26 protein-coding genes are annotated in these 24,248 nt (G+C 42.6%); 11 read left to right on the forward strand and 15 right to left on the reverse strand.

What is annotated here, in order from left to right; genetic code table 11:
- The first annotated feature begins 175 nt into the window (after window positions 1-175).
- Together BCU12_RS05540 and BCU12_RS05545 are read left to right on the forward strand one after the other, a co-directional pair.
- On the forward strand, window positions 176-661 hold the full coding sequence (locus BCU12_RS05540; RefSeq protein ID WP_102403357.1) for an acyl-CoA thioesterase: 486 nt from the start codon (window positions 176-178) through the stop codon (window positions 659-661).
- 188 nt (window positions 662-849) lie between these two features.
- Window positions 850-1,092 (forward strand): hypothetical protein, encoded by a 243-nt coding sequence (locus BCU12_RS05545; RefSeq protein ID WP_102403358.1) that lies wholly within the window; start codon window positions 850-852, stop codon window positions 1,090-1,092.
- A gap of 422 nt (window positions 1,093-1,514) precedes the next feature.
- On the opposite strand, the gene malG is transcribed toward BCU12_RS05545, so the two are convergent.
- From malG to malE, 3 genes are all read right to left on the reverse strand, one after another.
- Window positions 1,515-2,405 carry a maltose ABC transporter permease MalG gene (gene malG, locus BCU12_RS05550; protein WP_102403359.1) on the reverse strand — a complete coding sequence of 297 codons (891 nt, stop codon included), beginning with the start codon at window positions 2,403-2,405 and terminating at the stop codon, window positions 1,515-1,517.
- Window positions 2,406-2,416: 11 nt separating this feature from the next.
- Window positions 2,417-3,991: a maltose ABC transporter permease MalF gene (gene malF, locus BCU12_RS05555; RefSeq protein ID WP_102403360.1), complete on the reverse strand. Its 1,575-nt coding sequence runs from the start codon at window positions 3,989-3,991 to the stop codon at window positions 2,417-2,419.
- A gap of 76 nt (window positions 3,992-4,067) precedes the next feature.
- Window positions 4,068-5,249, reverse strand: coding sequence for a maltose/maltodextrin ABC transporter substrate-binding protein MalE (gene malE, locus BCU12_RS05560; RefSeq protein WP_102403361.1), 1,182 nt, complete (start codon window positions 5,247-5,249; stop codon window positions 4,068-4,070).
- Between the two features lie 816 nt (window positions 5,250-6,065).
- On the opposite strand from malE, the gene malK reads away from it, so the two are divergent.
- On the forward strand, window positions 6,066-7,184 hold the full coding sequence (gene malK, locus BCU12_RS05570; protein ID WP_102403362.1) for a maltose/maltodextrin ABC transporter ATP-binding protein MalK: 1,119 nt from the start codon (window positions 6,066-6,068) through the stop codon (window positions 7,182-7,184).
- Window positions 7,185-7,282: 98 nt separating this feature from the next.
- On the opposite strand, the gene BCU12_RS05575 is transcribed toward malK, so the two are convergent.
- Window positions 7,283-7,816, reverse strand: a complete 534-nt coding sequence (locus BCU12_RS05575) for a cobalamin adenosyltransferase (protein WP_102403363.1) — start codon at window positions 7,814-7,816, stop codon at window positions 7,283-7,285.
- Window positions 7,817-7,953: 137 nt separating this feature from the next.
- The gene (locus BCU12_RS05580; protein WP_102403364.1) at window positions 7,954-8,514 is read right to left on the reverse strand and encodes a malate synthase; all 561 of its coding nucleotides are present in this window, start codon (window positions 8,512-8,514) and stop codon (window positions 7,954-7,956) included.
- Window positions 8,515-8,754: 240 nt separating this feature from the next.
- On the opposite strand from BCU12_RS05580, the gene BCU12_RS05585 reads away from it, so the two are divergent.
- Together BCU12_RS05585 and BCU12_RS05590 are read left to right on the forward strand one after the other, a co-directional pair.
- The gene (locus tag BCU12_RS05585) at window positions 8,755-10,278 is read left to right on the forward strand and encodes a DUF3612 domain-containing protein (protein WP_102403365.1); all 1,524 of its coding nucleotides are present in this window, start codon (window positions 8,755-8,757) and stop codon (window positions 10,276-10,278) included.
- 396 nt (window positions 10,279-10,674) lie between these two features.
- Window positions 10,675-11,217, forward strand: a complete 543-nt coding sequence (locus tag BCU12_RS05590; protein WP_102403366.1) for a GNAT family N-acetyltransferase — start codon at window positions 10,675-10,677, stop codon at window positions 11,215-11,217.
- A gap of 11 nt (window positions 11,218-11,228) precedes the next feature.
- Here the strand turns inward: BCU12_RS05590 and BCU12_RS05595 are convergent, their stop codons facing one another.
- Entirely contained in the window at window positions 11,229-12,584 is a 1,356-nt protein-coding gene (locus BCU12_RS05595; RefSeq protein WP_102403367.1) for a diguanylate cyclase, read from the reverse strand.
- Window positions 12,585-12,878: 294 nt separating this feature from the next.
- Between BCU12_RS05595 and BCU12_RS05600 the strand changes: the two genes are divergently transcribed.
- Both BCU12_RS05600 and BCU12_RS05605 read left to right on the forward strand, forming a co-directional pair.
- Window positions 12,879-14,024, forward strand: coding sequence for a DUF3541 domain-containing protein (locus BCU12_RS05600; protein WP_102403368.1), 1,146 nt, complete (start codon window positions 12,879-12,881; stop codon window positions 14,022-14,024).
- A gap of 154 nt (window positions 14,025-14,178) precedes the next feature.
- Window positions 14,179-15,351 carry a GGDEF domain-containing protein gene (locus BCU12_RS05605; protein WP_102403369.1) on the forward strand — a complete coding sequence of 391 codons (1,173 nt, stop codon included), beginning with the start codon at window positions 14,179-14,181 and terminating at the stop codon, window positions 15,349-15,351.
- On the opposite strand, the gene BCU12_RS05610 is transcribed toward BCU12_RS05605, so the two are convergent.
- Together BCU12_RS05610 and BCU12_RS05615 are read right to left on the reverse strand one after the other, a co-directional pair.
- Window positions 15,332-15,607 (reverse strand): hypothetical protein, encoded by a 276-nt coding sequence (locus BCU12_RS05610; protein WP_102403370.1) that lies wholly within the window; start codon window positions 15,605-15,607, stop codon window positions 15,332-15,334. The genes BCU12_RS05605 and BCU12_RS05610 overlap by 20 nt on opposite strands.
- 245 nt (window positions 15,608-15,852) lie before the next feature.
- Window positions 15,853-16,134 carry a pyrimidine/purine nucleoside phosphorylase gene (locus BCU12_RS05615; RefSeq protein WP_102403371.1) on the reverse strand — a complete coding sequence of 94 codons (282 nt, stop codon included), beginning with the start codon at window positions 16,132-16,134 and terminating at the stop codon, window positions 15,853-15,855.
- A gap of 361 nt (window positions 16,135-16,495) precedes the next feature.
- Between BCU12_RS05615 and BCU12_RS05620 the strand changes: the two genes are divergently transcribed.
- Window positions 16,496-16,939, forward strand: a complete 444-nt coding sequence (locus BCU12_RS05620) for a DUF2850 domain-containing protein (RefSeq protein WP_198599261.1) — start codon at window positions 16,496-16,498, stop codon at window positions 16,937-16,939.
- A gap of 170 nt (window positions 16,940-17,109) precedes the next feature.
- A complete protein-coding gene (locus BCU12_RS05625) occupies window positions 17,110-18,201 on the forward strand; it encodes a mechanosensitive ion channel family protein (protein ID WP_102403373.1) in 1,092 nt (363 codons plus the stop codon).
- A 174-nt stretch (window positions 18,202-18,375) separates the two neighbouring features.
- Here BCU12_RS05625 and BCU12_RS05630 read toward each other — a convergent pair whose 3' ends face one another.
- Window positions 18,376-18,573: a DUF1289 domain-containing protein gene (locus BCU12_RS05630; protein ID WP_102403374.1), complete on the reverse strand. Its 198-nt coding sequence runs from the start codon at window positions 18,571-18,573 to the stop codon at window positions 18,376-18,378.
- A gap of 168 nt (window positions 18,574-18,741) precedes the next feature.
- Here BCU12_RS05630 and BCU12_RS05635 point away from each other — a divergent pair, with 168 nt between their 5' ends.
- Entirely contained in the window at window positions 18,742-19,023 is a 282-nt protein-coding gene (locus BCU12_RS05635; protein ID WP_102403375.1) for a hypothetical protein, read from the forward strand.
- 120 nt (window positions 19,024-19,143) lie between these two features.
- Here the strand turns inward: BCU12_RS05635 and BCU12_RS05640 are convergent, their stop codons facing one another.
- Window positions 19,144-19,440: a YkgJ family cysteine cluster protein gene (locus BCU12_RS05640; RefSeq protein ID WP_102403376.1), complete on the reverse strand. Its 297-nt coding sequence runs from the start codon at window positions 19,438-19,440 to the stop codon at window positions 19,144-19,146.
- Window positions 19,441-19,489: 49 nt separating this feature from the next.
- On the reverse strand, window positions 19,490-20,218 hold the full coding sequence (locus tag BCU12_RS05645) for a pseudouridine synthase (RefSeq protein ID WP_102403377.1): 729 nt from the start codon (window positions 20,216-20,218) through the stop codon (window positions 19,490-19,492).
- 197 nt (window positions 20,219-20,415) lie between these two features.
- Between BCU12_RS05645 and BCU12_RS05650 the strand changes: the two genes are divergently transcribed.
- The gene (locus tag BCU12_RS05650; RefSeq protein ID WP_102403378.1) at window positions 20,416-20,595 is read left to right on the forward strand and encodes a hypothetical protein; all 180 of its coding nucleotides are present in this window, start codon (window positions 20,416-20,418) and stop codon (window positions 20,593-20,595) included.
- A gap of 76 nt (window positions 20,596-20,671) precedes the next feature.
- Here BCU12_RS05650 and rplT read toward each other — a convergent pair whose 3' ends face one another.
- From rplT to thrS, 4 genes are all read right to left on the reverse strand, one after another.
- The gene (gene rplT, locus BCU12_RS05655) at window positions 20,672-21,025 is read right to left on the reverse strand and encodes a 50S ribosomal protein L20 (RefSeq protein ID WP_021019837.1); all 354 of its coding nucleotides are present in this window, start codon (window positions 21,023-21,025) and stop codon (window positions 20,672-20,674) included.
- Between the two features lie 41 nt (window positions 21,026-21,066).
- Window positions 21,067-21,261: a 50S ribosomal protein L35 gene (rpmI, locus tag BCU12_RS05660; protein ID WP_004738430.1), complete on the reverse strand. Its 195-nt coding sequence runs from the start codon at window positions 21,259-21,261 to the stop codon at window positions 21,067-21,069.
- A gap of 107 nt (window positions 21,262-21,368) precedes the next feature.
- Window positions 21,369-21,920 (reverse strand): translation initiation factor IF-3, encoded by a 552-nt coding sequence (infC, locus tag BCU12_RS05665; RefSeq protein ID WP_102403379.1) that lies wholly within the window; start codon window positions 21,918-21,920, stop codon window positions 21,369-21,371.
- A 2-nt stretch (window positions 21,921-21,922) separates the two neighbouring features.
- Window positions 21,923-23,851, reverse strand: a complete 1,929-nt coding sequence (gene thrS, locus BCU12_RS05670; protein ID WP_102403380.1) for a threonine--tRNA ligase — start codon at window positions 23,849-23,851, stop codon at window positions 21,923-21,925.
- Window positions 23,852-24,248 lie beyond the last annotated feature (397 nt).

Consider the following 24,248-nt stretch of genomic DNA (forward strand, 5'->3'; position numbering starts at 1 on the left):
TCCGCGATGAACCTTTTTCTATTCATATACACTACGCTTTATTTATACACCGTCTAGGCTGACGGCCTTAAACACCTAAGTCAAACGCACTTGGTTATGTTACAGTTTATTAACTTTTAATGACTTATCTTAGGTATTTAGAAGTGGAAAACTTATAACTATAAAGGATTGAAGTATGAGCAGTGGAAAAAGAGAAATCACATTGCGATTTTTAGCAGAGCCGAGTGATGTCAATTTTGGTGGTAAAGTGCACGGCGGAGCCGCGATGAAGTGGATCGATTTAGCCGCTTACGCGTGTTCTGCAGCATGGAGTGGTAAATACTGTATTACTGCTTACGCAGGTGGCATTCGATTTGTAGCACCGATTCACGTAGGAAACCTTGTTGAAGTGAGCGCAAAAGTTATCTATACGGGCAAGAGCTCGATGCACATAGCCATTGATGTACAGGCAAGCGATCCGAAAGAACTCAATAATCGCCTAACAACCCACTGTATTGTGATAATGGTTGCGGTCGACGGAGATGGCAACCCTACGCAAGTGCCTGAATGGGTACCGACAACAGAAGATGACATCCACTTAAGAGATTCTGCCATTCGTTTGATGAACATGCGTAAACAAATTGGTGAAGAAATGGAAGCTCACGTTAAGTACCTAAAATGATCGCCTAATCCTTTAATTAAGTCGAGCTAGGTAAAAACTCGACTTTCCATGCTCAAGTCTTTTCATCTATTGAGAGCTTGAGCTTGGTTCTACATTTTTATACCCGACACATTCTTGTCATTATTCTTTCATCTTAGTCTGTTCTAATTCGCTATTCATCCAGAAAGAGCGAACGAAAGGATAAGCGCTTGCTTACGAAAACCACACTAAGTGAGACTACGATAAACAACCTTAAAGCGGTTGAATACCAATGGGTACGTACTATGTATGTAGAAGGGTATAAAGATTGTGAGATCAACCACTATATCCAAACCTGTTTTGGTGGTGACGATACCTTCGCAGACCTATTTAGAAAAGTCGCACTAAAGCAAGAGAGTATCTATGTCTTACTGCAGTATTTAGGTTGTGCCCCCTCTAACAGAGAACTATAAAGATCCTTCCTTTACGCAAACGTTCTTGTTGATCACAATTACTTGTAACAACTATGCTTATTGCAACCCCGTTTATATGATCACTCGCATGACCCTATCCGGAGACTGTTCTGTTTGGTGCAATCTCCTATACTCATCTCCTGTCGTTACCGTATACAACTAGGTAAGTTAAAGCCTGATTTAGCAGCCACGTTGTATCGCTCTATATCAAGAACCCTACTCAAGTTTTAGATATAAAAAAACCTAAGCAATGCTTAGGTTTTGGTTACAAAAACTGTTAGTGAAGTTTTGTAAGGAATCTAGCTAACAGCCAGCTATGCGTAACGCCAGAAATGCTCTTAAACTTAACGGATCGGCGGCCAAACCAGAAAATGTTAATTTAAGAACAAATGGGCGATCCGTAAGGGTCGCCCTTATCGTTATTATCCTTTCACACCGCCAGCTGTAAGTCCTCCGACAAGCCAACGCTGCGCTAGTAAAAACACGGCAGTGATTGGTAGTGCAGATAGCACTGCTGCTGCTGCAAAGTCACCCCATAAGTAGTTCTGAGGATACAAGTACTGCTGCATTCCAACCGCTAATGTGTATGAGTCTACATCAGAAAGTAATAAAGATGCTACAGGAACTTCGCCGACTACCATAATAAACGATAAAATGAACACAACTGCTAATATTGGCACTGAAAGAGGCAATAATACCAGTCTAAACGCCTGCCATGGTGTCGCGCCATCCAATGCTGCCGCTTCTTCAAGTGAACTGTCGATCGATTCAAAGTAACCTTTTATCGTCCAAACATGTAAAGCAATACCGCCTAAGTAAGAGAATATCAATCCTCCGTGCGTATTCAGCCCCAAGAATGGGATGTACTGTCCAAGTCTGTCGAACAATGCATAGATAGCTACCAACGCCAGTACTGCTGGGAACATTTGAAAGATCATCATCGCTTTTAAGATAGTGTTCTTACCTTTAAAGCGCATTCTCGCAAACGCATAGGCCGACGTTGTTGATAACGAGACAATAAGAATTGAACTGATTCCAGCCACTTTAATCGAGTTCCATAACCATGTTAATACAGGGAATGGAGGTGGCGTCACTGAACCATCTGCGTGGGTCACGGTAAAGCCCAGTGCCAGTTTCCAGTGCTCCAATGATGGATTTTCTGGAATGAGGCTACCCGTTGCAAAGTTACCTTCACGGAACGAGATCGCGATAATCATCAATAGTGGAAAGATAATTAGCGATAGGAATGCCCACATAGCGATGTGTGTTGCCCATACGCGGTATTTTAAGGATTTCCCTTGTACCATTGCCATTATTTTGTTCCTTAATCCTGAGAAAGCTTAGTAAAGCGTAGGTTTAGAAGCGCCAGTCCGCCGACAAGCAAGAAGATAAGAGTTGCAATTGCACTTGCCAAACCAAAGTCTTGGCCACCTGCACCTTCAAACGCGATTCGGTATGTGTAGCTGACAAGTAGATCGGTGTAACCTGCTGGCTCTGAGGTACCAATCATGTTTGGACCACCTTGAGTCAATAGCTGAATCATGACGAAGTTATTAAAGTTGAAGGCGAAAGCTGCGATAAGAAGCGGCGTAAGCGGCTTAATCATCAGCGGCAATGTCACTTTCGTAAAATTGTGAATGAAGTTAGCGCCATCAATCGCCGATGCTTCATAGAGATCATCAGGGATTGCTTTGAGTAGACCCATACATAGAATCATCATGTAAGGGAAACCGAGCCAAGTGTTCACAATCAATACCATGGTTTTCGCCAGGAATGGGTCAGAGAACCATGCTGGACTTATGCCAAAGATAGACTGCAACACCATGTTGATCTCACCAAAGCTTTGGTTGAATAAACCTTTGAAGATCAAGATTGAGATAAAGGCTGGGACAGCGTAAGGCAAAATGAGTAAGACTCGATAAATTGCGCGGCCTTTGAGCGCTTCCCACTGAACAATGCTCGCGAGAATCAAACCGATGATCAAGGTGCCCACAACGGTGATAACAGAGAAGATAACCGTCCAGATAAAGATACTGATGAACGGCTCTTTGATACCGTCATCTTTCCATACTCGCTCAAAGTTATGGGTACCAATGCTAACAATAAATCCAGGCGCGACTGTTGAACCAGTGAATTGCCCTGCTTCATCGACAGGCTGGTAATAACCAGCATCCATATTTGGACGAAGAATTGAACCTGATTCATTGTTTAGAAGCGACTCTCCGTCATCTTGCAATGTATACAGAGGCACAACCGCTGCAAACTTTCTTAACCCGCTCATGCGAATATCTTCGCCAGTTGGCAGGTGCAAATCTACACTGTTAAGCTTACTTCTGTTCTGAACGATGGTTTTAATTTTCTCTTTTTCACCCGGTACAGTGTCTATCGCCGATAAATCCATATCAGTCGTAGACAATGAAGCAAGATCAAACGCATCGGTAGCCAGCAACACATCACCGTCTTGAATTGCAATACGGTAACCGTCGTCAGCTTTAAAAAGGTTAAATGAATAGCTCTCGCCGCTTTGATACGTTCTATCAAGCAAGACGGATTGGGCGCGCTCAAGAGAGAGTTGGTTTTTTGCACTGTAATTGGTGAATGCAAGGCCAACCGTATACACCAGTGGGAAAATGATAAATAAGATCATTCCCGCAATACCTGGGTAGATGTAACGGTGCGCATAAGTCTTTTTACTGCCAAAAATGTACAGCGCTAGTGCGGTAAGAATAACGGTTAGAAGTGCAAACGCGAGCTCACCACGAGAATACATTAAAATGGTGGCATAACCATTGATAGCGCCTATCGAACCTAAAAGTGCCCATTTGATGAATACACTCTTGCTGGTCGGTAAATTCGTTGTTGTTGATGTCAAAGCATCTGTACCTTGAACTGACTGCATAGAGGAACCTGCTAGCGATAAATATTTAAATAGAAAAGAAGGAGAGGTTACCCTCTCCTTAAAATGGTGTAGCTAATTACTTAGTCATTTGCTTTTCAGCGTCAGATAGAGCTTCATCTACTGTTTGACGACCATCAACGATGTTGATGATTGCGCTCTTCGCGCTACCCCAGAATGCGTTCATTTCTGGGATGTTTGGCATGATTTCGCCGTTCATTGCGTTATCCATTGTTGCTGCAATACGCTGATCTGTATCTAGCTCACGTTGGAAAGAGTTAAGCGCAACCGCACCTAGTGGCTTATCATCGTTTACTTTGCGTAGACCGTCGTTAGTCAGTAAGTAGTTTTCGATAAACTCAACCGCTAGATCTTTGTTTGGAGAAGCGGTGCTGATACCCGCTGTTAATACGCCAACGAAAGGCTTAGAAGACTGACCATTGAACTTAGGCAAAGTCGTTACACCGTAGTTGATGCCAGACGTTTCGATGTTACCCCAAGCCCATGGGCCGTTGATTGTCATCGCTGTCTTGCCTTGGTTGAAAGCAGATTCAGATACTGAATAATCCATATCAGGTGAGATAACGCCTTTGTCCACTAAACCTTTAACAAAGTTCATTGAATCTTTCACGCCATCTGCTGCAATACCCGCATCTTTTACATCGTAGCCATCCGCGCCAAATTTAAATGCATAACCACCGTCAGCCGCCATTAGTGGCCATGTGAAGTATGGTTCTTTTAGGTTCCACATGATTGCAGATTTGCCGTCTTTCGCTAACTGAGTGTTTAGCGCTTCAACTTCTTCCCAAGTTTTTGGTGGGTTTGGCACTAAATCTTTGTTGTAAATAAGAGAAAGAGATTCAATCGCGACTGGGTAACCGATCACTTTACCGTCGTATTTAACTGCATCCCAAGCGAAATCGACAATGCCTTCTTTAATTTCTTTAGAAGGTGTAACTTCTGCTAGTAAGCCTGATTGAGCGTAACCACCAAAACGGTCGTGAGCCCAAAATACGATATCAGGTCCATCGCCCGTCGCAGCAACTTGAGGGAAGCGGTCTTGCAAACCATCAGGGTGAGCCACGGTCACTTTGATGCCCGTGTCTTCTTCAAACATTTTACCTACTTCAGCAAGTCCGTTATAACCTTTATCGCCGTTGATCCAGATAGTAAGTTGACCTTCTTCGATAGCAGCGTTCGCACCAAAAGAGCCAAGAGCAACTAATGTACTTAGCGCTACTGTGCTTAGGGCATTTTTCATGTCTATATCCTTTTTATTTTTGTGTTGTAGGGCTTACCAAGAGGTTTGCCGTATTTCGACATACATAGTGTTTGAAAATGACGACGGCCTCATCCTCCTACTCCCTACGCCTTTGCTATTATGGCTCATTTTCGTGATCCTCCGCGTTCCACTATGACGCGCAAAATCACAAAACTGACACTTTGTGTGAGAATGGTCACTATTGATAAGGATATTTATTTGATTTAGATCGCTCTACGCGTTTCTCCTCCCCCGTCGCCTCCTCCTTTTCTACTCCCCCTACACAAAGTTGTACTAGGAGGATGCACCAATAGAGTAAAACGAAGAAACTTAAGTCATCCAAGAGTGGATAGTAAGAACCCTTTCCAGAAGTTTAAACAAGATTAAGCTCTGGCTTACAATGCCGACTTGGTTTCCAGTTAGAGAGATGTAGAAACATTGTTCTTTATTTTTAGCACTTTATCCGTGCACAGGAAGAACAATTGGGGGACCACATCATGATTAACGGGGGATGGAAACCTTATTTTGGCTTGATGGGTGATGGCGTACTCGGTTTGGATTGCCACTTAAAATCAGTCTGACATTGATACAATGCTCAAACTGCTTTTAACGCAATACGGTACCCTCACCCTTTTTTCTTGCTCTAGTACCTAAATTGCTTCAAGGTTGATAACACTTGAGCTTTTGACTATTAAGTAATGCGATAACGCATCAACTATTTAGGTATACCACCAACTAATTACAAAGATTATTGCCCTTCATTCCAATTTAGTAGGGGTAGTAGCTAACAAATATGATTGATCGAGGACTAGCTAGATGACGAATGTCACGTTAAAAAATGTAAGTAAAGCGTATGGCGATGTGTTGATTTCGAAAAACGTTGATCTAGAAATACAAGAAGGTGAATTCGTTGTATTCGTAGGCCCGTCAGGTTGTGGTAAATCAACGCTACTTCGCTGTATCGCTGGTTTAGAAGACATTACATCGGGTGATTTGTACATCGGAAACGAGCGTATGAATGATGTCGAACCTTCTAAACGTGGCGTTGGTATGGTGTTTCAGTCTTATGCGCTTTATCCGCACCTTAACCTATTCGATAACATGTCATTTGGTTTAAAACTGGCGAAAGCTGACAAGCAAGAAGTCGACAAACGCGTTGAACACGCCGCTGACATTTTACAGCTAACTCACCTTCTTGATCGTCAACCTAAAGCCCTTTCTGGTGGCCAGCGTCAACGTGTGGCTATCGGCCGAACTCTGGTTTCTCAACCTAACGTATTCTTGCTTGATGAACCTTTATCAAACCTAGACGCTGCGCTTCGTGTACAAATGCGCTCAGAAATTACAAAGCTTCAACGTAAGCTAGGTTGCACCATGATTTACGTGACGCACGATCAGGTTGAAGCAATGACCATGGCAGACAAAATCGTGGTTCTTGATGATGGTTTCGTCTCTCAAGTGGGTAAGCCGCTAGAGCTATACCACTACCCTAAAAACCGTTTTGTTGCTGGCTTTATCGGTTCTCCAAAAATGAACTTCATGAGTGTCTTCATCGAAGAAGTTGAAGCGGAGCGCGTGAAAGTTCAACTTTCTAATGGTATGTCTTTCTGGATTCCAGTAGAAGGTACAACGGTAAATCGAGGCGATCGCATGTCTATGGGGGTTCGACCAGAGCATCTACTGCCATCAAGCCATGGTGACGCGAGCATCGAAGGCGAAGTGATGATTGTTGAAAAGCTTGGTAACGAAACTCAGGTATATCTAAACCTTGAAGGTGCAGACGCTGATGTGAACTTCCGTCAACCAGACACATTGCCAGTTGAAGTCGGTGACAAATTAGAGATTGGTATCCCAGCCCATCGCTGTCACTTATTCCATAGCGACGGCAAGGCGTGTCGTCGTTTACACCAAGAATCAGGTGTAGAACTGAAGTAACTCAGTGGACTAAACAAGCATCAAGTTTGGTCTTAAAAGCCCCTAATGAAGTCACTCTCATTAGGGGCTTTTTATCTCTCTTCAGTCACCTTTTAGCACTACTTAGGCATAGAATAGCTTTTGCTAACGAACTCAACTTCACTGACTTGCAATCGATGGTTGTTGTACGACGCGAGCGTATACATCACATTGGCTAGAAGGTTTGCATAGCGGAACAAGCAGGAATCTGGACTCTTCTTTCCAGAATGTTCAATCGCCACTAATGCCCTAGCGACCTTCTTCGCATTACTACGGCATAAATGCAGTTCACTCGAAAGCCTTGAACCACCAGGCAGCACAAAGCCTTTAAAGCCTCCATCCACCAACTCTCTTAGCGTGTTATAGTCGTCATATAGCTCTTGAATCTCTACTTCTGTAATCGCCACTTTGCCCCTTACCGATCCATTAAGGTGATATATGTTCGGTTGAAGGCGCTGCAAAATATCACGACTGACCTCGTCAAGATCATAAGTCAGTACTAATCCAACACGGCTGCACAGCTCATCCGAAATGATCTCAAAATCACACACAGGGCTATCTTCATAGATAAATGGGTAACAAATCTCCCCATGTTTTTTGCTCACAGGTTTCACAGCTTTTCCTTAGTCATACAAAAACGCTCACTAATCAGTGAGCGTTTTATTCAAGATAAAGTCAATTAAAATTCGACTAAGCAATAGGTTATATAAGAATCTTTCCCGTCAAGAAACTAACGCAGAGCGATTGCGAGCTAAATGTTGTAGCAATACTCTAGAGCGTAATCTTCGCCACTCTTCGCTGTGTATTCTTTGTCTTCGCTACACGCTTTGGTTTTGCCCTTCTCGTCCCCTTGTACAAGGCTAACCCAGTGACGAAGCGCCACCATGTCTTGTGTGAAATTGGTGCACGTCTCTAATTGAATATCATCAATATCCACCAATTCAATACAGCCTGTGCCTTTATGACAACCAAACAGAACTTCAACATGGCTACCGTTTCCATCTTTAAACAAGATTGAGCAAGGATCTTCTTTCTCACCGGTATACGCGATGAAGTGTTTGTTGCTTACCAATCCACTGTGAGATCCATCTTTGAAGTACGCCACCATATGGCGGTAATCTATCATGTAAGCTGTTACGTCTTGATGCGAGCCCTTTTCGAGCGGAAAAAGTTGATCAAGCAATTGTTTTGCTTTTATCTGTTTTTCATTCAGTTGTTTTGCACTGATAGTCTCTACGGCAAAGACTGCTTCAGCGATAAACGGTTTATTGTTTTGATTGTTCTCTTTTTTATCGAATCTAAGCATATTCATAGTCTTTCCCTCAATTTGTTCAATCTAAATTTGGTTGCCATTCAATTTTTTGAAGTTATCTGGCACTACCGCTTCTTGTGACCAAAAGTGATTGTTACTACCAAAATAATTTCCCTTTAGAGCAAACATTCAAAATTTACTTAAATTTCTCTGTAAATATGTGACTTTGCTTACTTGGAAGATTAGCGAATTTTTGACTACAATTTCACAACAAAAATTTTACAATGTGAATTTTACAAAATGTCTCTATCAAAAAGCTTAGTTCGTCAGTCACATTTCCTAGGTACTAAGATTAGAAACCTGAGGAAACGCAATCACTTAACGATGGAAGATCTCTCTGCGAGATGTATCCGAGTTAACCCTGAGTATGCCCCATCGGTTTCTTACCTTTCTATGATAGAACGTGGAAAGCGGGTTCCGAGTGTCGATATGTTAGAAGTTATCGCGGAAGTTTTTCAAAAAGATCCGCGATGGTTTCTTGATGATGAACCAGAACAAAGTGCGATTACACCCGATAAAGGTAACCGCGGCGGTATCAGTGGTATGGCACTTGAACCCAGTTTCCTTTTTTCCAACGACATCTTGCAAATCGCGATACCAGAGATGCTTTCGCAAACTGGGATCACTGGTCGCCAATTTGCGCATCTCCTGATTCGTGCTCATCAGGAGAGCAATCAAAACCACTTTCCCCATTTGGAACGCGCCGCTGAAGAGGTGGGGCTTAAAAGGCTGAATCTAGCGGTTGAAGACCTGATTGATATTGCAAAAAGCCTCGGGGTACGAATTCAATGGATAACCCGTACACCTCAAGATGTCGTCGACGAGCTTGGAGTCAGTGCCAAACAGCTCGTCACCTCTTTCTTTGAAGCTCCAAGTACTATCTATCTCAATGAAATGTTAAGAGAGTACCCAACACGTTTAAAGTACGATCTGGCCGTTTACATTGGCCACTGTATTTTACATCGTAAAGAGGGCCTCAAGAGCGTGTTGTCAGTGGGTCACACCAACAGCTGGGAAGACAATGTTAACCCGAACCCAACCTCAGAATTGAATTCGCAAGATATTCTCCAAGCCTGGAGAGACTTTGAATCGAGCTTTTTTGCTGGCGCTTTACTCTGCCCGAAAGTGCCATTTCGACAGCTCCTTGATCGCAGTGGCTACGAAATTGATGTCCATCAAAAAGCAGGGGTCTCTCCCTCAGTCGCGATGAGGCGTATGACGGTGGTCTCTCCTTACCCTCACTGGCATTACTTTGATGCGTACGGACAGAATAAGCTTAAGGCCGTCTATCGAGGAAATGGCATTCCGCTTCCTTGGGGAAACATGCGGAAGGTGAATGATCCTTGCCAACACTGGGCTGTGTTTAGACGACTTTCAGAACCGAAGAATCATAGCTCCGCACAAATCTCGATTCTCAATGTGGGTGACGAGCCACGTATTTACTGTTGTGAATCGGTCAACATGACCGATCCTGCGGGTAATAATCGTGTTCTCTGTGCGGGAATAGACCTTAATCCAGCAATCGATGCTCAAGGCGGTGATGCCCGCTCTATCGCTGAAGATCTTAAGTCTCTGTGTGTTTCTCAAGGGGGGAGTGCTGCAATACCGAATTACATGCGTAAAGAATTCACAACAATAGCGAAAATACTGAATATTAATTGGATCGAGCGCGGCATTGAATCTGATGCCCGAGTGATATGCTCACGTGGTGCAGTCTGTCCTCGCAAGCCTAGTTGCTATAACCAGTGCCAGGGCACACAATAGTTCGTTAAAGAGATACGTTAGAAAGATATAGCAGAAAGATACAGCAGAAAGAAAAAAGCCAATCCCAAAATACGAGGGGATTGGCTATATATATCTGTGAACAAAATTACGTTCACTAACAACGTCAGTTGGCTAGGTGACCCTCGGCTTAAGAAGGGTCAATATTTATAATGCAGTTAGCATGCCAACTTTTAATAAGTGCAAAAGCACGTATATTGGTGACAAAATAACCAGTTTCACGCCAACACAGTGCATAGCGTGACTGCAAAATGCAAATATTTTGCAAAATGAAAAATGCAAAATTGAAATATTCAATCGCCTCACATACTAGATCTTGCGTCCTAACACGACAAATTCATGCTAAAGTTTAAGTGAATCCACGACTGAGATCCGACATTGCCCAACGTTCATTTAACACTACTCTCACCTAGCGACCATAGTGAACTACTCCATTTCGAAAAAGTTAACCAGCGTTGGTTTGAAGCTACCATCCCACCACGAGATGCCATCTTTTACACAAATAGAGGGGCAGAGCTTCATATCGAGGAATGTTTAGAATTGTATGAGAAGGATGAGATGCTACCGATGCTCATAAAAGATGAAAAAGAGTGCATCATTGGTCGAATCAACTTGCACAGCCTTTGCCTACAATCACTTTCCGCTCACCTTGGCTATCGAATTGCACAGTCTGAAATAGGAAAAGGAGTGGCGACAAAGGCAACAAAAGCCTTACTGACTTTTTGCCAGGAAAAATATAGCCTCAGTAAGCTCATCGCCATAACGGCAACGGGAAACTTAGCCTCACAGCGCGTCCTCACTAATAATCAGTTTTCTGAAACTCGCACCCATAAAAATTACACCCGGCTAAATGGCAAGCTCATACACTGTATTGAATATCAAAAATTATGGGAGAGTGGGCAATTAAGAGCAAAGAGGTAATGTGTGCATAGCTATAAATTCCCCTTCTGTTGATACATTCGCTCATCCGCGACCTTTAACAAGGTTTCAATGTTCGGGTAGTCGTGCAGATAAAGAACATACCCAATGCTGGCTCTTATATCTATCAGGTGCTCCTCATAGATGACGGGCGTATGACAAAGTGCTTTTTGTAGCTCGATGTTAACCACATCGACATCACTGCTGTTCGATATCCTAGACAATATAACCAAAAACTCGTCTCCTCCAACTCGCGCAACCAAATCTGACGAGCGTAAGACACCTTTTAGTCTTTCAGCACACACAGTGAGCACTTTATCGCCTGCAGCATGCCCATAGGTATCATTGATGGCTTTAAACTTATCCAAATCAATACTGAGTACGGCGAACGCTTCATCACAACCTCTTTGGGAACAGTCATGAAATAAATTTTTTAAGGTATACATGAAGTAACGTCGATTGGGTAAAGAGGTAAGGTCATCGTGTAGTGAGCGTCGATGCGCAGAGGTGTACTGACGGTAAATAATGACAAACGACAATGTCATCAACAACATAATTGGATAGCCGATCAAACGAGCAATATAAACGCGATACCAAGGGACTTGAGTCAAGATATCGTCTTTAATTGATCCTGCCATCACCCAACTTCCATAAGGGAAGAAAACAGTCTGTACATCAAATGCGCTGTCGAATACATCATCCGAGCCAAAAACAAGTTCCCCATCCATACCAGCACTGTCCACACCCTTTATTGCCAGATTGAACTTATAGCTAAATGACTCGACACCCACTTCATGGAAAAGTGAATCTACGTCAATAATGACACTGCTACACCCCCAGTAGTCAGTATTAAAAGGCGGATCCGTAAAAATAGGAATACGAGCGATTATTCCCCTCCCGCCTTGTATCAGATCCACAGGGCCTGAAATGAACACTTTTTGTATCTCGCGTGCTTTTTTTACCGACGGCCATTGCTGTGGAATCGTTCGGTAATCCGTACCAACAGCACGTTCGTTTCCCTCGATTGGGTAAACCATTTGCAGAACGTCACCTGGTGCCAACCCAATAATTCGAAGATGTTTTCCTTCTTGCAAGATATTTTTAGCTAAGGCTTTCCAATGACTGATCTCTACATCAGGATTCACGGTGACCAATGCTGATAAGCTTTTTGCCGCATAGATGTCGGAGACGATGGTTGTTTCAAGCTGAGAGCGAACTATTGATAATTCTTCTTTAGCACGAGAAAGTAGCTCACTACGTAAAAAATCTCGTTGGCCAAGGTTAATCCACTCTATAGAAGCAATAGCAGAAACGATATACAGAATGAAAACCAAGCTTAGATAGAGTCGATTGCGCTTTGTAGATTGCATTATTACCTCAAGTCACACTCGTTAAGATGGTAGAAAAACACCCAAATGCCGCCTCCATCAACTCATACTCAGCTTATTTATAACTCTATTTAGAATAGCCGTAGAATCAAACATTGAGTAGGTCAGTACGCACAAATAGATGATAAAGCTATCAATTACTTCACAAGATCAATATTGAGCAACCGATCATCACCAAAATTCATCATTCCAGACTAAACTCTGACACAACACTTACAGCAAACATGAAAAGGACTGTTAAGTTGTGAACTTTTAGGCGAGAGAGGAAAAGTGAAAATGATTAGAACGTTACTATTGCGCAAGAGAGTTTTTGCCACTCTCACTGTAACCCTCCTAACATTTCAATCTCTAGCCAACGCAGACGCGCCAGAAGAAGCCACCACCGTAAACCAGGAAGTCGTAAAACCCAGTCAACGCGAGAGTAGTACTTTCCAAAGATCAGCAAATTTGCTCAAAAATACGTATGAAACTCAACTCTATACACTCTCGGCGTTTAAAGAGGGGCATTATGGGTTGAGAATGTTCAGGCAAACCCTTGATGCTAAATACTCTGCGGCTATTTGGAGCGATATGGCCAGGGTTGCAAGCCAACTCAATAAATTCTCACAAGAGGTTTACTCGAAAGAAGACATTTTGCTTTACTCTCAAAAACGGCTGCTTAGTTACCACCAAAAAAATGATGAGCGCAGTGTTCGTCGCTATGCGATAACACTGCACCACCCAGAGTATTTGTATTTGGGCGTTGATCTGCTCGGTTCCATGGCGCGAGCGAATGAATATGGCCTTAAACACAGAGAAGACCAAAAGCTGAGGGACGTTCTAAGAGGGTATGACTTTGAAACGTATGTCACAAACCCCGATATGATTAGAGCGTGGGCGGCTCAACTCGCCAATCAAGTTTATTGGCTAAGGCAATTGCAAGAACAAGACGTGGTTGACTCGTTCACAAAGACATTTCAGGCGACCTACCCTGATTCGCTAGACAAAAAGCTATCCACTCAGCAATTTGGCAACAAAGTCTATGGTATGACGCATATTATTTTCGCTGACTCCCAGTATTACCAAAAGCCTGTATCTGAAGCCTCACACCAATGGATCTATGACTATTTTAGAAAAAACATCGACACCATTTTGATAAGAGCCAAGGAAGACGTCATCGCTGAAGTCGGTATCGCTTTTTTGCTTGCTGGTTTAGAAGATGATCCCGTGGTCGAAAAAACACGTCTTGCTATTCAGAAATCTATTGATAAAGAAAAAGGAATGATTCCGTCTATTACTGGTGATTTCGACTTGAGCTATGGTGAGCATAGAAATGTACTGGCGATCATGCTACTCGATTGGCAGCAGCCGAATACGGCGCCTGTTTACACCAAGCATAAGCATGTGTTCCGCAAGTTACCATTCGGTTTAGAGGCCAAGTAAAGCAATACGCAACCAGACACTGTCAGATCACCGTTGATTATTTAATTAGATGCGTGACAGATGTCACATAGTAATTTCGTCGAACTGCTTCAAAAAAATAATATTCACCTAGACTTTAATCGAGCCAATGTGAATTTGATAAAAGCGACGAATAATGCCTCAGTTAGTAGGAAGACATTTAGAAGAAATGGCAAATATGCGATCATCAAGAAAGCGTAGAATTGTGCTGATCTCTTCAACAATTGTCGCTTTCTTGCTTATCTTTTATGCCATCGAGCATTCCTCTCACGGTCATTATTACTTTGGGCTCTTCAACTTTGCTAGCTTCCTCATTGTCGCTATCAATGTCATCCACCTGATAAAGCACCCTAAGTCTAACTATTCTGAGATAATCCTCACTGGTGTCCTGCTCCTACAAGCCCTTGTCTTACTGCTCTATGGGGAGAGCATATCCAATCGAATTTTATGGCTGTTTCCTATCATCGCTTCTATTACTTTCATTAATGAGTTTAGAATTGGTCTACTCTTTAGCTGCTCGTTTTATCTCATCGTTTTATTCTCGGCTTTATTTCCAGGAACCCTAATTGTTCCTACTGATTTTTCCGTAGACCGATTACTTCTTAGCCTTTTCGCCGTTCTGCTCATTTGTAACATTTCAGCTTATTACTATGCTAAAGCCGTCAACTACATTCAAAGTCTGTACCGCGAAGGAATAGAAGATCTCGCCTATATGGATCAGCTAACCGGCCTTGCGAATCGTTGGAGTTTTGAAAACTGGGCAAATGAAAAACTACTCACGATTCAAGACCCTAATACACTGACAGCCATGATTTTCATTGATATCGATAATTTTAAACACATCAATGATGATTATGGTCATGATGTCGGCGATCGGGTCTTACAGCACTTTGCGCAAAGGCTGAAAAACAATATTCGCAATAAAGACCGCCGTACAGACAAGCACGACTATTCAATCGCTCGATTTGCAGGAGATGAGTTTGTTATTTTGATTTACGATGTAAGAACAAAAAATGACTTAAATAGAATATTAGAACGTATATGCAATATATTTACTGAGCACTATAAATCGGAACAGCGAATCAAAACGTTAACGGTGAGTGTGGGTGCCGCAATATACCCCACTGATGCTGAAAACTTGCCTGAATTAACTCGTTGTGCTGACAAAGCCATGTATACGGCAAAGCATAGAGGTAAGAATCAATATTGCTACTACCATGACGGCCAAGTGAGTGACAAAAATGGGGATGTAGAAACCACCAGTCATAACGTCACGCCCTTTAAAAAAACTAACCAGCCATATACATAGCCCACAAGCTAACGATAGCTAATACGACCAACCAGATAATATACCTTGCATTGTTAGGCTTACCGTTCTTCGGTTTAATGACAGGTCTCGTTGCCGCAGTACGAGCTGCTGAAATAATCGAGGGATTTTTCTCGTATCGTTCTCTACGTTTCTGGGCTTTGTTTGCCACATCCGTGTATCGATGTCTCTGCTCAGTAGTTAACTCCTGACTAGGATCATAACGCTGGGATCCTGAATGTTTGGGAACAACAGCCATAAGCACCTCCTTTCCAAGCAAAACGTCTGATGATTTGATTAGGCTTCTTTTCACTCCTAAATATATAGTGTAGTAAATCCTATACAAAACAACCAAGGTCTGTTCTTTTAGCCAGCAAACCCTAGAAATAAACAGTCATACTAACGGTTTGCTAGTAATGGTTAATCCATGATGGAATATGGGCTGAGTCAGTGAATAACCCGACATCAAGCCCACATACTCAATCCATCATTGAAAGAATCGAATTATAGATACTCGCACAAATAGGCAGTGGTGACAGAGACTTTGACATCGAAAGAAGAGTCTCCAACAACATCGAAAGCTTCGCCATTTCGATACGTTGACCATTCAGCCTCTCCTGCTCGCTTGATAACAAGCTCACCTTTTATTACGGTCATTTTTTCTGGCGCTGCTGTGCCAAATGTGTAGTCTCCCACTTCCATCACACCAACACTGATTTGATCGTCCTTTTGTGTAAAACCTAGCGACTTGACGTTGCTATCAAAGTACTCATTAATCTTGATCATTACTGCTTCCCTATTTTTCCCTAAATGTACGACCCATCATTTCAATGGTATCGAGTTATGTTTTATCGAAATATCAGTTTGATCTCAAGAAGGTTTTTAAACAACAAGCCAATTGCTATTGCAATACGACGCCGTTATCACGATCATTTTTTGTCGAATGACTAACGAAAACCGGAAACGACAACTATCATTTAGCTAGTTCTTTTGGGCTAAAGATCATAATTTAATATCCATCGTTTGATTGAGTTTTTGATATAGTACAACCTGATCGTTCAAATTTTCATACTAGGTAAAAATCATGGCTGTAATGAGGGGAAAATCGATGAAGAAAATACCCCCGAAGAAAAGCAATCGGCCAATCATCACTAGAGAACAAACCGTCAAAGCCACACTTTTCACAATCCTCTCTGTATTGGGCGTGTCATTTGCGTACCTCACTTACTACAGTTATCAAGAATATGTACACCCAAGAAATGTGTACGGCAGTTGGATAGAGATTGGCACACCATCTTACGACTCAGATATTCTGACATTGTCGGAAAACGGTGTATTTAGGAACAAGCGACTCATTACGACGACATTTCAATTTAATGGGAAAGAGATCAATCTCAAAACAGGGCAAGGTACGTTCACCTATCAAATAGCAGGGACACCAAACTCTCCACAATTAAAGCGTGTTCACCCTGACGGCCCAGTAAAACGATTCATCAAACATGGCTACGAACATACAGTCGATACAGGCAGTGCTGGCGCAGGGAAAAACCGTCGCGCCGCGTTATCTGAACACTTCAACAATAAAAAATAACTCAGATAGGATTATTTTCTATATCCCCCTCAACTCACTTAATCTGTACAACTATTCTGCTTACGCCATTCTGACAACAACAATATCGCTCACAAATTCCATTGTTTGATTCTTAATACGCGCAGAACGTTTTATACTCTTTCCAAACACTTACCACAGCAGATACCCTGATGGATGCAATTTTTACACAGATACAGGTTTATATAAGTTCTTTTCTACATAGCTGGGATAACAGTATCTACTTCATTACTGGTGCCAGTCTAATCGCATGGCTACTGTGGCGTGTCATCTATAATCGATTAGAAATTTTAACGAATAAGACCAGTTTTCAATGGGACAACCTGACACTGAGCGCGTTAAAAACACCCGTAAGCACCTTAATTTGGTGTTGGCCTGCCACGGTATCACTTGGGTTCATGTTACAAGGGTATGTTGAAAGTGAGCTTAATTGGCTTAGTACGCTAAAGCTCATTCTAGTCATTGGTATTTTTATCTGGATAACGCTTCGGCTGATACACAATGTCGAACTGTATGTCTTAGAACAAAAGTCTCGAGATGAGACGACAGTTCAAGCTATCGCCAAGGTCGCAAGGTTATTTTTTATCACCATCGGCGTCTTGACAGCCATGCAGGCTTTTGGGCTAAGTTTATCTGGCTTGCTCACGTTTGGTGGTGTCGGTGGCCTGATTGTCGGTTTGGCAGCCAAAGATCTCCTATCCAACTTTTTTGGCGGAATGATGATCTATTTCGACCGACCTTTTAAAGTGGGAGATTGGGTGAGATCGCCAGACAGACAAATTGAAGGCACGGTAGAAAGGATTGGGTGGCGAATGACCATCATTCGAACCTTTGATAAAAGGCCGCTTTACGTACCCAACTCTATCTTTAGTAATATCGTTGTTGAAAACCCTTCGAGAATGCTTAACCGACGAATCAAGGAAGACATTGGTATTCGTTACCAAGACAGTGCACAAGTAGAAGTTATTGTTTCCGAAATAAAGGGAATGCTCGAGAATCATCCAGATATTGATAGTCAGCAAACGCTCATTGTTAACTTCAACGGGTTTAAGCCATCATCTCTAGATCTCATGGTGTATACCTTTACGAAAACAGTCAACTGGATTCGCTACCATGAAGTTAAGCAGGATGTTCTCATGCAAATTCTTGCCATCATTCACAAACATGGTGCTGACATCGCGTTCCCTACTCAGACTCTAAATCTCAATACGACAAATACACCGACGAACAGGGAGTCTGTTTAGTTGTGATGGTCTAGTTTGATCACAGCTGTATTGGCTATCAATATGGCTGTGGGTCAGTCGCCCTTCTTCTTTGACATTACAGAGGTGCGTATCAAATTACGCTAGCTCGCGACATGATTACGGCTCAACTCGCCCTCTTAGGAGTTTAGAATATCTCCTCACCAGATCGACCGCTTACACTTTGTAATCCGGTTTTCTTTCATTACATAAGGTGATGACATGTTCTTTTTGCGCAGCAGTTAGGGAGTGCCAATTTAGGATTTCTTCTAGAGAACGATAACAGCCTAAGCAAAGGTCATTCTCATTCAAGCAACAATGTCTGATGCAAGGTGATTTAATATCTCTAGATTCAACCCTCTTACTGTCCGTCATACTCTCACCTTCTGGAAAATTCACTGCTGTAGTTTCGCTATCAACATTGACTATCTTCTATGTTGCTCGAGAGGTTATTCTCTCAGATATAGAATAGCCCTTTCTAGGTGTAGATATTACTGTGCCTGAGCATAAAATACCCACCGTGTTTACAATTCAGAAAGCCTAATGACTAGAAAGCCCAGTAGAATAGTCGCCATGCAGCAAATAATCGACGCCGTTATTTCTGAATTCCCGCTATACCAATCTGACACTTTTGTATGTGGGGTCGATAACAGCTGTATTGGTTGTCCAAAAAAGCTAATGGAGTTAGTCGACGGGGAATTGTCGTACTGGCAGCATCAAGTAAACCAGCAGAGATCGCCAACGTTTGAAGAGTTAAATAGGTTCGGGAAGCTGTGCAAAAATGTACGACGTGCGTTAGTGAGAAATGGTCGAATAGAAAACTAAGTGATTAAATGAATAAATAGAGGTGGCGTATAAAGTTTCAATCACTTCAAATTTGGCCAAGAAAGTCTTTTCTTATCGGCCTCAATTCCTTAAGAGTGCATACCACCTAAGAAAAATGAATTAGTTTGAAGGGAGAAGCGCGTCTCGCTCATCTTGGCATTCGTAAGATCCCATTTCAAACTCTCGGCAGATCAATGGACGATTCTCATAAATAGTGCACATCAGTGTTTCTCTATCAACAGCAGAGCACCATCCGTCGTCCAACCGGAGCATCGTCTCCCCTCCCCACTTATCGTAAGCAATATGATGTTCAGGTACACCTGTGTCTGTAAGAATGACAACTTCTAACCGACAGCAACACGCCTGACAGTTTGAACAGAGTATTTCAGGTGTGACATTCTTTACGGGAATATTCATGGATATCTACATTTATCTCAATTGCTGCATAGTACTTCAATCAGACCTTTTATCGAAGATCATTTTTGCTTCTCTTCAGAGAGTCTAGATTCGATGTGAATGACGCAACCTCATTCTTTGTTAAATAACGCCATTTTCCTGGTGCTACATCAAGTAGTACATCACCGATACTCTCTCTATGTAGCGATACAACTTTGTTCCCCACAGCCTTGAACATACGCTTCACCTGATGAAACTTACCTTCTGTTATCGTTAACAGAACCTCTTTTGGAGAAATTATTTGCAATTGAGCTGGGGCAGTCAGAGCACTTTCCCCTTGAAGTTGAATACCCTTCTCGAATATCTGCTCATTGTTATCAGCAATAACTTTAGATAAGCCAACACGATATGTCTTTTTGCATAGTGTACTTGGGTGGGTAATTTGAAAAGACCAACTGCCATCATCAGTAATTAATACCAGCCCTGTCGTATCTGCATCCAACCGCCCTGCAATATGAAGCTCTTCAGGCTTATCTATATCAATATGATTAAATAGTGATGGATAGTGCTCATCGATATTGGAACAGATGGTGCCCGCAGGCTTATTCATTAGGATGTAGCGAAATGGCCTGAGTTTGATTTCTATTCCATTGAGCTCCACAGTGCTGCTCTCATGAACCTGCGTCGCTTCTTCTCTCAAGGGATGACCATCGACCGATACTTCGCCTGAACGAATCCTTTTGATTGCCTCACTTCTCGTGAATTCAGTACTTTTACAAACAAATCGATCTAGGCGCATGGAGGTTACATATCAAACATAGGTAGGGGAGGCATTATCCTGACTTACTGAACATTATCAACTCATTCATAGGTGCAAGAAAATACAAAATTTCCATTCAGGATATAAATACATTCACTGGTAATTGATCCTGGACAATTGTCCGACCGTTTTACTCAAGTATTGTACTGAAACCAACGTAATTATAGGGACTCAAAATGGCACTTTCAATAAAGGCAATCTTCTCAAACATTTCACCTGAAGAAGAGAAACCTAAAGAAGCACCTAAAGAAGCACCTAAAGAAGCACCTAAAACAGAAGGTTCACTTGGCGAGGCAGACAATGGGAAAAAAGTAGAAAAAGAAACACCACAAGGCTGCTGTGGGTCTTGCTCTTAAAGGCGTGGTTCAATATTTGAAGCAATAAAAAAGGAGAGCCTAGGCTCTCCTTTTTCGTAACTATAAAACTGCTAAATTAAAGAGCAGCTTTTGCTTTTTCAACGAGTACTGCAAATGCAGACTTGTCGAATACAGCGATATCGGCAAGGATCTTACGATCGATTTCGATAGACGCTTTCTTAAGACCGTTGATGAAACGGCTGTAAGATAGACCATTTTGACGAGACGCAGCGTTGATACGAGCAATCCACAGTTGACGGAATTGACGTTTCTTGTTGCGACGGTCACGGTATGCGTATTGACCAGCTTTAGTTACTGCTTGGAAAGCTACGCGGTAAACACGTGAACGTGCTCCGTAGTAACCTTTAGCTTGTTTTAGAACTTTCTTATGACGTGCACGAGCTTGTACACCACGTTTTACGCGAGGCATTATGCTTCTCCTAAACTAAACGATTATTAAACTAAAAAGAATTAAGCGTATGGCATCATACGTAGAACTTGAGCCACTTCACATTTAGGAAGGATCGAGTTCGGACGTAGCTGACGCTTGTTCTTAGTAGTACGCTTAGTCAGGATGTGACGTTTACCAGCGTGCTTAAACTTAATACCACCAGCAGTTTTCTGGAAACGCTTAGCAGCACCTTTGTTGGTTTTCATCTTAGGCATGATGAATAACTCCGCATTGTTGAGTTGTTAATAACATAGTAATTAGGGCGAACAAAACACACCCACTGAAACAGCAGGTGCGTTTTCGTTACTTGTAAGGCCTTTAATTACTTCTTCTTTGGCGCCAATACCATAATCATCTGGCGACCTTCAATTCTCGTTGGGAAAGATTCGACTACTGCAAATTCTTCAGTATCCGCTTTCAAACGATTAAGAACGTCAACACCGATGCTTTGGTGGGCCATTTCGCGACCACGGAAGCGAATTGTTACCTTCACTTTGTTGCCGTCTTCTAGGAAACCAGTCAGGTTGCGTAGTTTTACCTGATAGTCTCCAATATCAGTCCCAGGACGGAATTTTATTTCCTTAATCTGGACCTGTTTTTGCTTCTTTTTCTGCTCTTTCGCAGCTTTGCTCTTCTCGAAGAGGAACTTACCGTAGTCCATCACACGACAGACTGGCGGCTCGGCGTTAGGGCTGATCTCTACGAGATCCATACCAGCTTCATTAGCAGCTTCAAGTGCTTCAGCAATTGATACTACACCAACGGCTTCGCCGTCAGCGCCAGTTAGACGAACTTCTCGAACGCCACGAATGTCACCGTTTAAACGGTGCTGGTTTTGCTTGGCCGGTTGTTGGCCACGTCTTCCGCCTTTAATAGCTATTCCTCCAGATTGAGCTTACGGCTTGAAACCTCAGCTTGGATGTACGAAATAAAATCATCCACTTTAAATTTACCGAGGTCTTTGCCTTTACGAGTACGAACTGCGATTTCACCGGCTTCCATTTCTTGGTCACCACAAACCAACATGAACGGTACACGTTTCAAAGTATGTTCGCGGATTTTAAAGCCTATCTTCTCATTTCTCAAGTCCGCTTTTACTCTAAATCCACTTTTTTGCAGTTTTTTCGTAATTTCTTGCACGTATTCTGCTTGTTTGTCAGTAATTCCCATCACAACAGCTTGTTCTGGTGCCAACCACGTAGGAAAGAAACCAGCGTACTCTTCAATTAGAATTCCGATAAAACGCTCAAGAGAACCCAAAATTGCACGGTGAATCATGACTGGTGTATGACGTTCATTGTCTTCACCAACATAAGTTGCACCCAAACGCTCAGGCAGCGCAAAATCAAGCTGAACCGTACCACATTGCCATGCACGGTCTAAACAGTCATGCAGTGTGAATTCAATTTTCGGTCCATAGAATGCACCCTCGCCTTCTTGGATGTCGTAAGCGATATCCATTGATTCTAGAGCCAGTTTAAGATCCGCTTCCGCACGATCCCACATTTCGTCCGAACCAACACGCTGTTCTGGGCGAGTAGACAGCTTCACAACGATGTTTTCGAAACCAAACGTTGTGTAAGTATCGTAAACCATCTCGATACACGCTTTCACTTCTTGCTGCACTTGTTCTTCAGTACAGAATACGTGAGCATCATCTTGAGTGAAGCCACGAACACGCATGATGCCGTGAAGTGCGCCAGACGGCTCGTTACGGTGACATGAGCCGAACTCAGCCATACGTAGTGGAAGATCACGGTAAGATTTCAAACCTTGATTGAAGATTTGAACATGACCAGGACAGTTCATCGGCTTAATCGCGTATTCACGATTCTCAGAAGACGTTGTAAACATCGCTTCAGCGTACTTATCCCAGTGACCAGAACGTTCCCAAAGAACGCGATCCATCATTAATGGACCTTTCACTTCTTGGTAATCGTATTCTGTTAGCTTTTCACGAATGAAGACTTCAAGATCACGGAAGATAGACCAACCATTATGGTGCCAGAACACCATACCCGGCGCTTCTTGCTGCATGTGGAAAAGGTCTAGGTGCTTACCAATCTTACGGTGGTCACGCTTAGCAGCTTCTTCAAGGCGTGTTAGGTGCGCCTTAAGTGCTTTCTTATCGTGGAAAGCTGTGCCGTAGATACGTTGAAGCATCTTGTTGTCGCTGTTACCACGCCAGTATGCACCGGCTACGTTAAGTAGAGTGAAGTGCTGACAAAAACCCATATGTGGTACGTGTGGACCACGACACATATCGATGTATTCTTCATGATGGTATAGGCCTGGACGATCATCTTTAGATACGTTCTCATCCAAGATTTCAATCTTGTAGTTTTCACCGCGAGCTTCAAAAGCGTCGCGAGCTTCCTGCCAGCTTACCGTCTTTTTAACAACCTGATATTTGGTTTTCGCAAGCTCTTTCATGCGCTTTTCAATCTTATCCAGATCGTCTTGCGTTAAAGAGTGTTCCAAATCGATGTCGTAGTAGAAGCCATTGTCGATGGTCGGACCGATCGCCATTTTCGCTTCTGGGAAAAGTTGCTTAACCGCGTGACCAAGAAGGTGAGCACAAGAGTGACGAACGATCTCTAGACCATCAACTTCATCTTTCGCTGTGATGATTTCAAGGCTAGCATCATTTTCAATAAGGTCACATGCGTCAACACGATTGCCATCAACACGACCCGCGATGGTTGCTTTCGCAAGACCTGGGCCAATGGATAAAGCGACATCTAGAGTAGATACAGGATTGTCGAATGGGCGCTGACTGCCGTCAGGAAGAGTAATAATAGGCATTGTTTGTCCTTTACAGTGGTGTTGCATACCAAGCAACACATGTTCAGTAATATGTTTTGCCGATAACAAAACATGTCTAAATTAGAGTACGGCACTTCTGTCGATACAAATACGAATGCACCTAAAAAAATACGAACGCGCATTGTAACCGATACAGGCTAAATAACAATCCATGTCACATATATCATTGGATAAAAGGTAGGATTGGGTACTTCAACCAACCTTCACCTTAATGCTCATATTCATTTCTCGTTATATCGGCACCCCCTTAAATCAATTTACACTTTCAGCCGACACAAACATGACTCCTAAATGCCAGTCCATTCACACATCATTCGATACCAAACACTGAGTTAACGTTAGCCCAAAATATGTCAGTACTTCTTGACGAAACTTT

Origin of the sequence: Vibrio sp. 10N.261.55.A7, assembly GCF_002877365.1 — a bacterium.
In the GTDB taxonomy this organism is placed as follows: Bacteria; Pseudomonadota; Gammaproteobacteria; order Enterobacterales; family Vibrionaceae; genus Vibrio.

Excerpts from the sequence above, each read along its gene's own strand:
- BCU12_RS05625 (WP_102403373.1), top strand. The coding sequence starts at position 17,110 with ATGGATGCAATTTTTACACAGATACAGGTTTATATAAGTTCTTTTCTA.
- BCU12_RS05650 (WP_102403378.1), top strand. The coding sequence starts at position 20,416 with ATGGCACTTTCAATAAAGGCAATCTTCTCAAACATTTCACCTGAAGAA.
- BCU12_RS05635 (WP_102403375.1), top strand. The coding sequence starts at position 18,742 with ATGACTAGAAAGCCCAGTAGAATAGTCGCCATGCAGCAAATAATCGAC.
- rpmI (WP_004738430.1), bottom strand. The coding sequence starts at position 21,261 with ATGCCTAAGATGAAAACCAACAAAGGTGCTGCTAAGCGTTTCCAGAAA.
- BCU12_RS05580 (WP_102403364.1), bottom strand. The coding sequence starts at position 8,514 with ATGAATATGCTTAGATTCGATAAAAAAGAGAACAATCAAAACAATAAA.
- BCU12_RS05585 (WP_102403365.1), top strand. The coding sequence starts at position 8,755 with ATGTCTCTATCAAAAAGCTTAGTTCGTCAGTCACATTTCCTAGGTACT.
- malE (WP_102403361.1), bottom strand. The coding sequence starts at position 5,249 with ATGAAAAATGCCCTAAGCACAGTAGCGCTAAGTACATTAGTTGCTCTT.
- BCU12_RS05600 (WP_102403368.1), top strand. The coding sequence starts at position 12,879 with ATGATTAGAACGTTACTATTGCGCAAGAGAGTTTTTGCCACTCTCACT.
- thrS (WP_102403380.1), bottom strand. The coding sequence starts at position 23,851 with ATGCCTATTATTACTCTTCCTGACGGCAGTCAGCGCCCATTCGACAAT.
- rplT (WP_021019837.1), bottom strand. The coding sequence starts at position 21,025 with ATGCCTCGCGTAAAACGTGGTGTACAAGCTCGTGCACGTCATAAGAAA.
- BCU12_RS05540 (WP_102403357.1), top strand. The coding sequence starts at position 176 with ATGAGCAGTGGAAAAAGAGAAATCACATTGCGATTTTTAGCAGAGCCG.
- BCU12_RS05645 (WP_102403377.1), bottom strand. The coding sequence starts at position 20,218 with ATGCGCCTAGATCGATTTGTTTGTAAAAGTACTGAATTCACGAGAAGT.
- BCU12_RS05610 (WP_102403370.1), bottom strand. The coding sequence starts at position 15,607 with ATGGCTGTTGTTCCCAAACATTCAGGATCCCAGCGTTATGATCCTAGT.
- malF (WP_102403360.1), bottom strand. The coding sequence starts at position 3,991 with ATGCAGTCAGTTCAAGGTACAGATGCTTTGACATCAACAACAACGAAT.
- malK (WP_102403362.1), top strand. The coding sequence starts at position 6,066 with ATGACGAATGTCACGTTAAAAAATGTAAGTAAAGCGTATGGCGATGTG.
- malG (WP_102403359.1), bottom strand. The coding sequence starts at position 2,405 with ATGGCAATGGTACAAGGGAAATCCTTAAAATACCGCGTATGGGCAACA.
- BCU12_RS05595 (WP_102403367.1), bottom strand. The coding sequence starts at position 12,584 with ATGCAATCTACAAAGCGCAATCGACTCTATCTAAGCTTGGTTTTCATT.
- BCU12_RS05605 (WP_102403369.1), top strand. The coding sequence starts at position 14,179 with ATGCCTCAGTTAGTAGGAAGACATTTAGAAGAAATGGCAAATATGCGA.
- BCU12_RS05640 (WP_102403376.1), bottom strand. The coding sequence starts at position 19,440 with ATGAATATTCCCGTAAAGAATGTCACACCTGAAATACTCTGTTCAAAC.
- BCU12_RS05630 (WP_102403374.1), bottom strand. The coding sequence starts at position 18,573 with ATGACGGACAGTAAGAGGGTTGAATCTAGAGATATTAAATCACCTTGC.
- BCU12_RS05615 (WP_102403371.1), bottom strand. The coding sequence starts at position 16,134 with ATGATCAAGATTAATGAGTACTTTGATAGCAACGTCAAGTCGCTAGGT.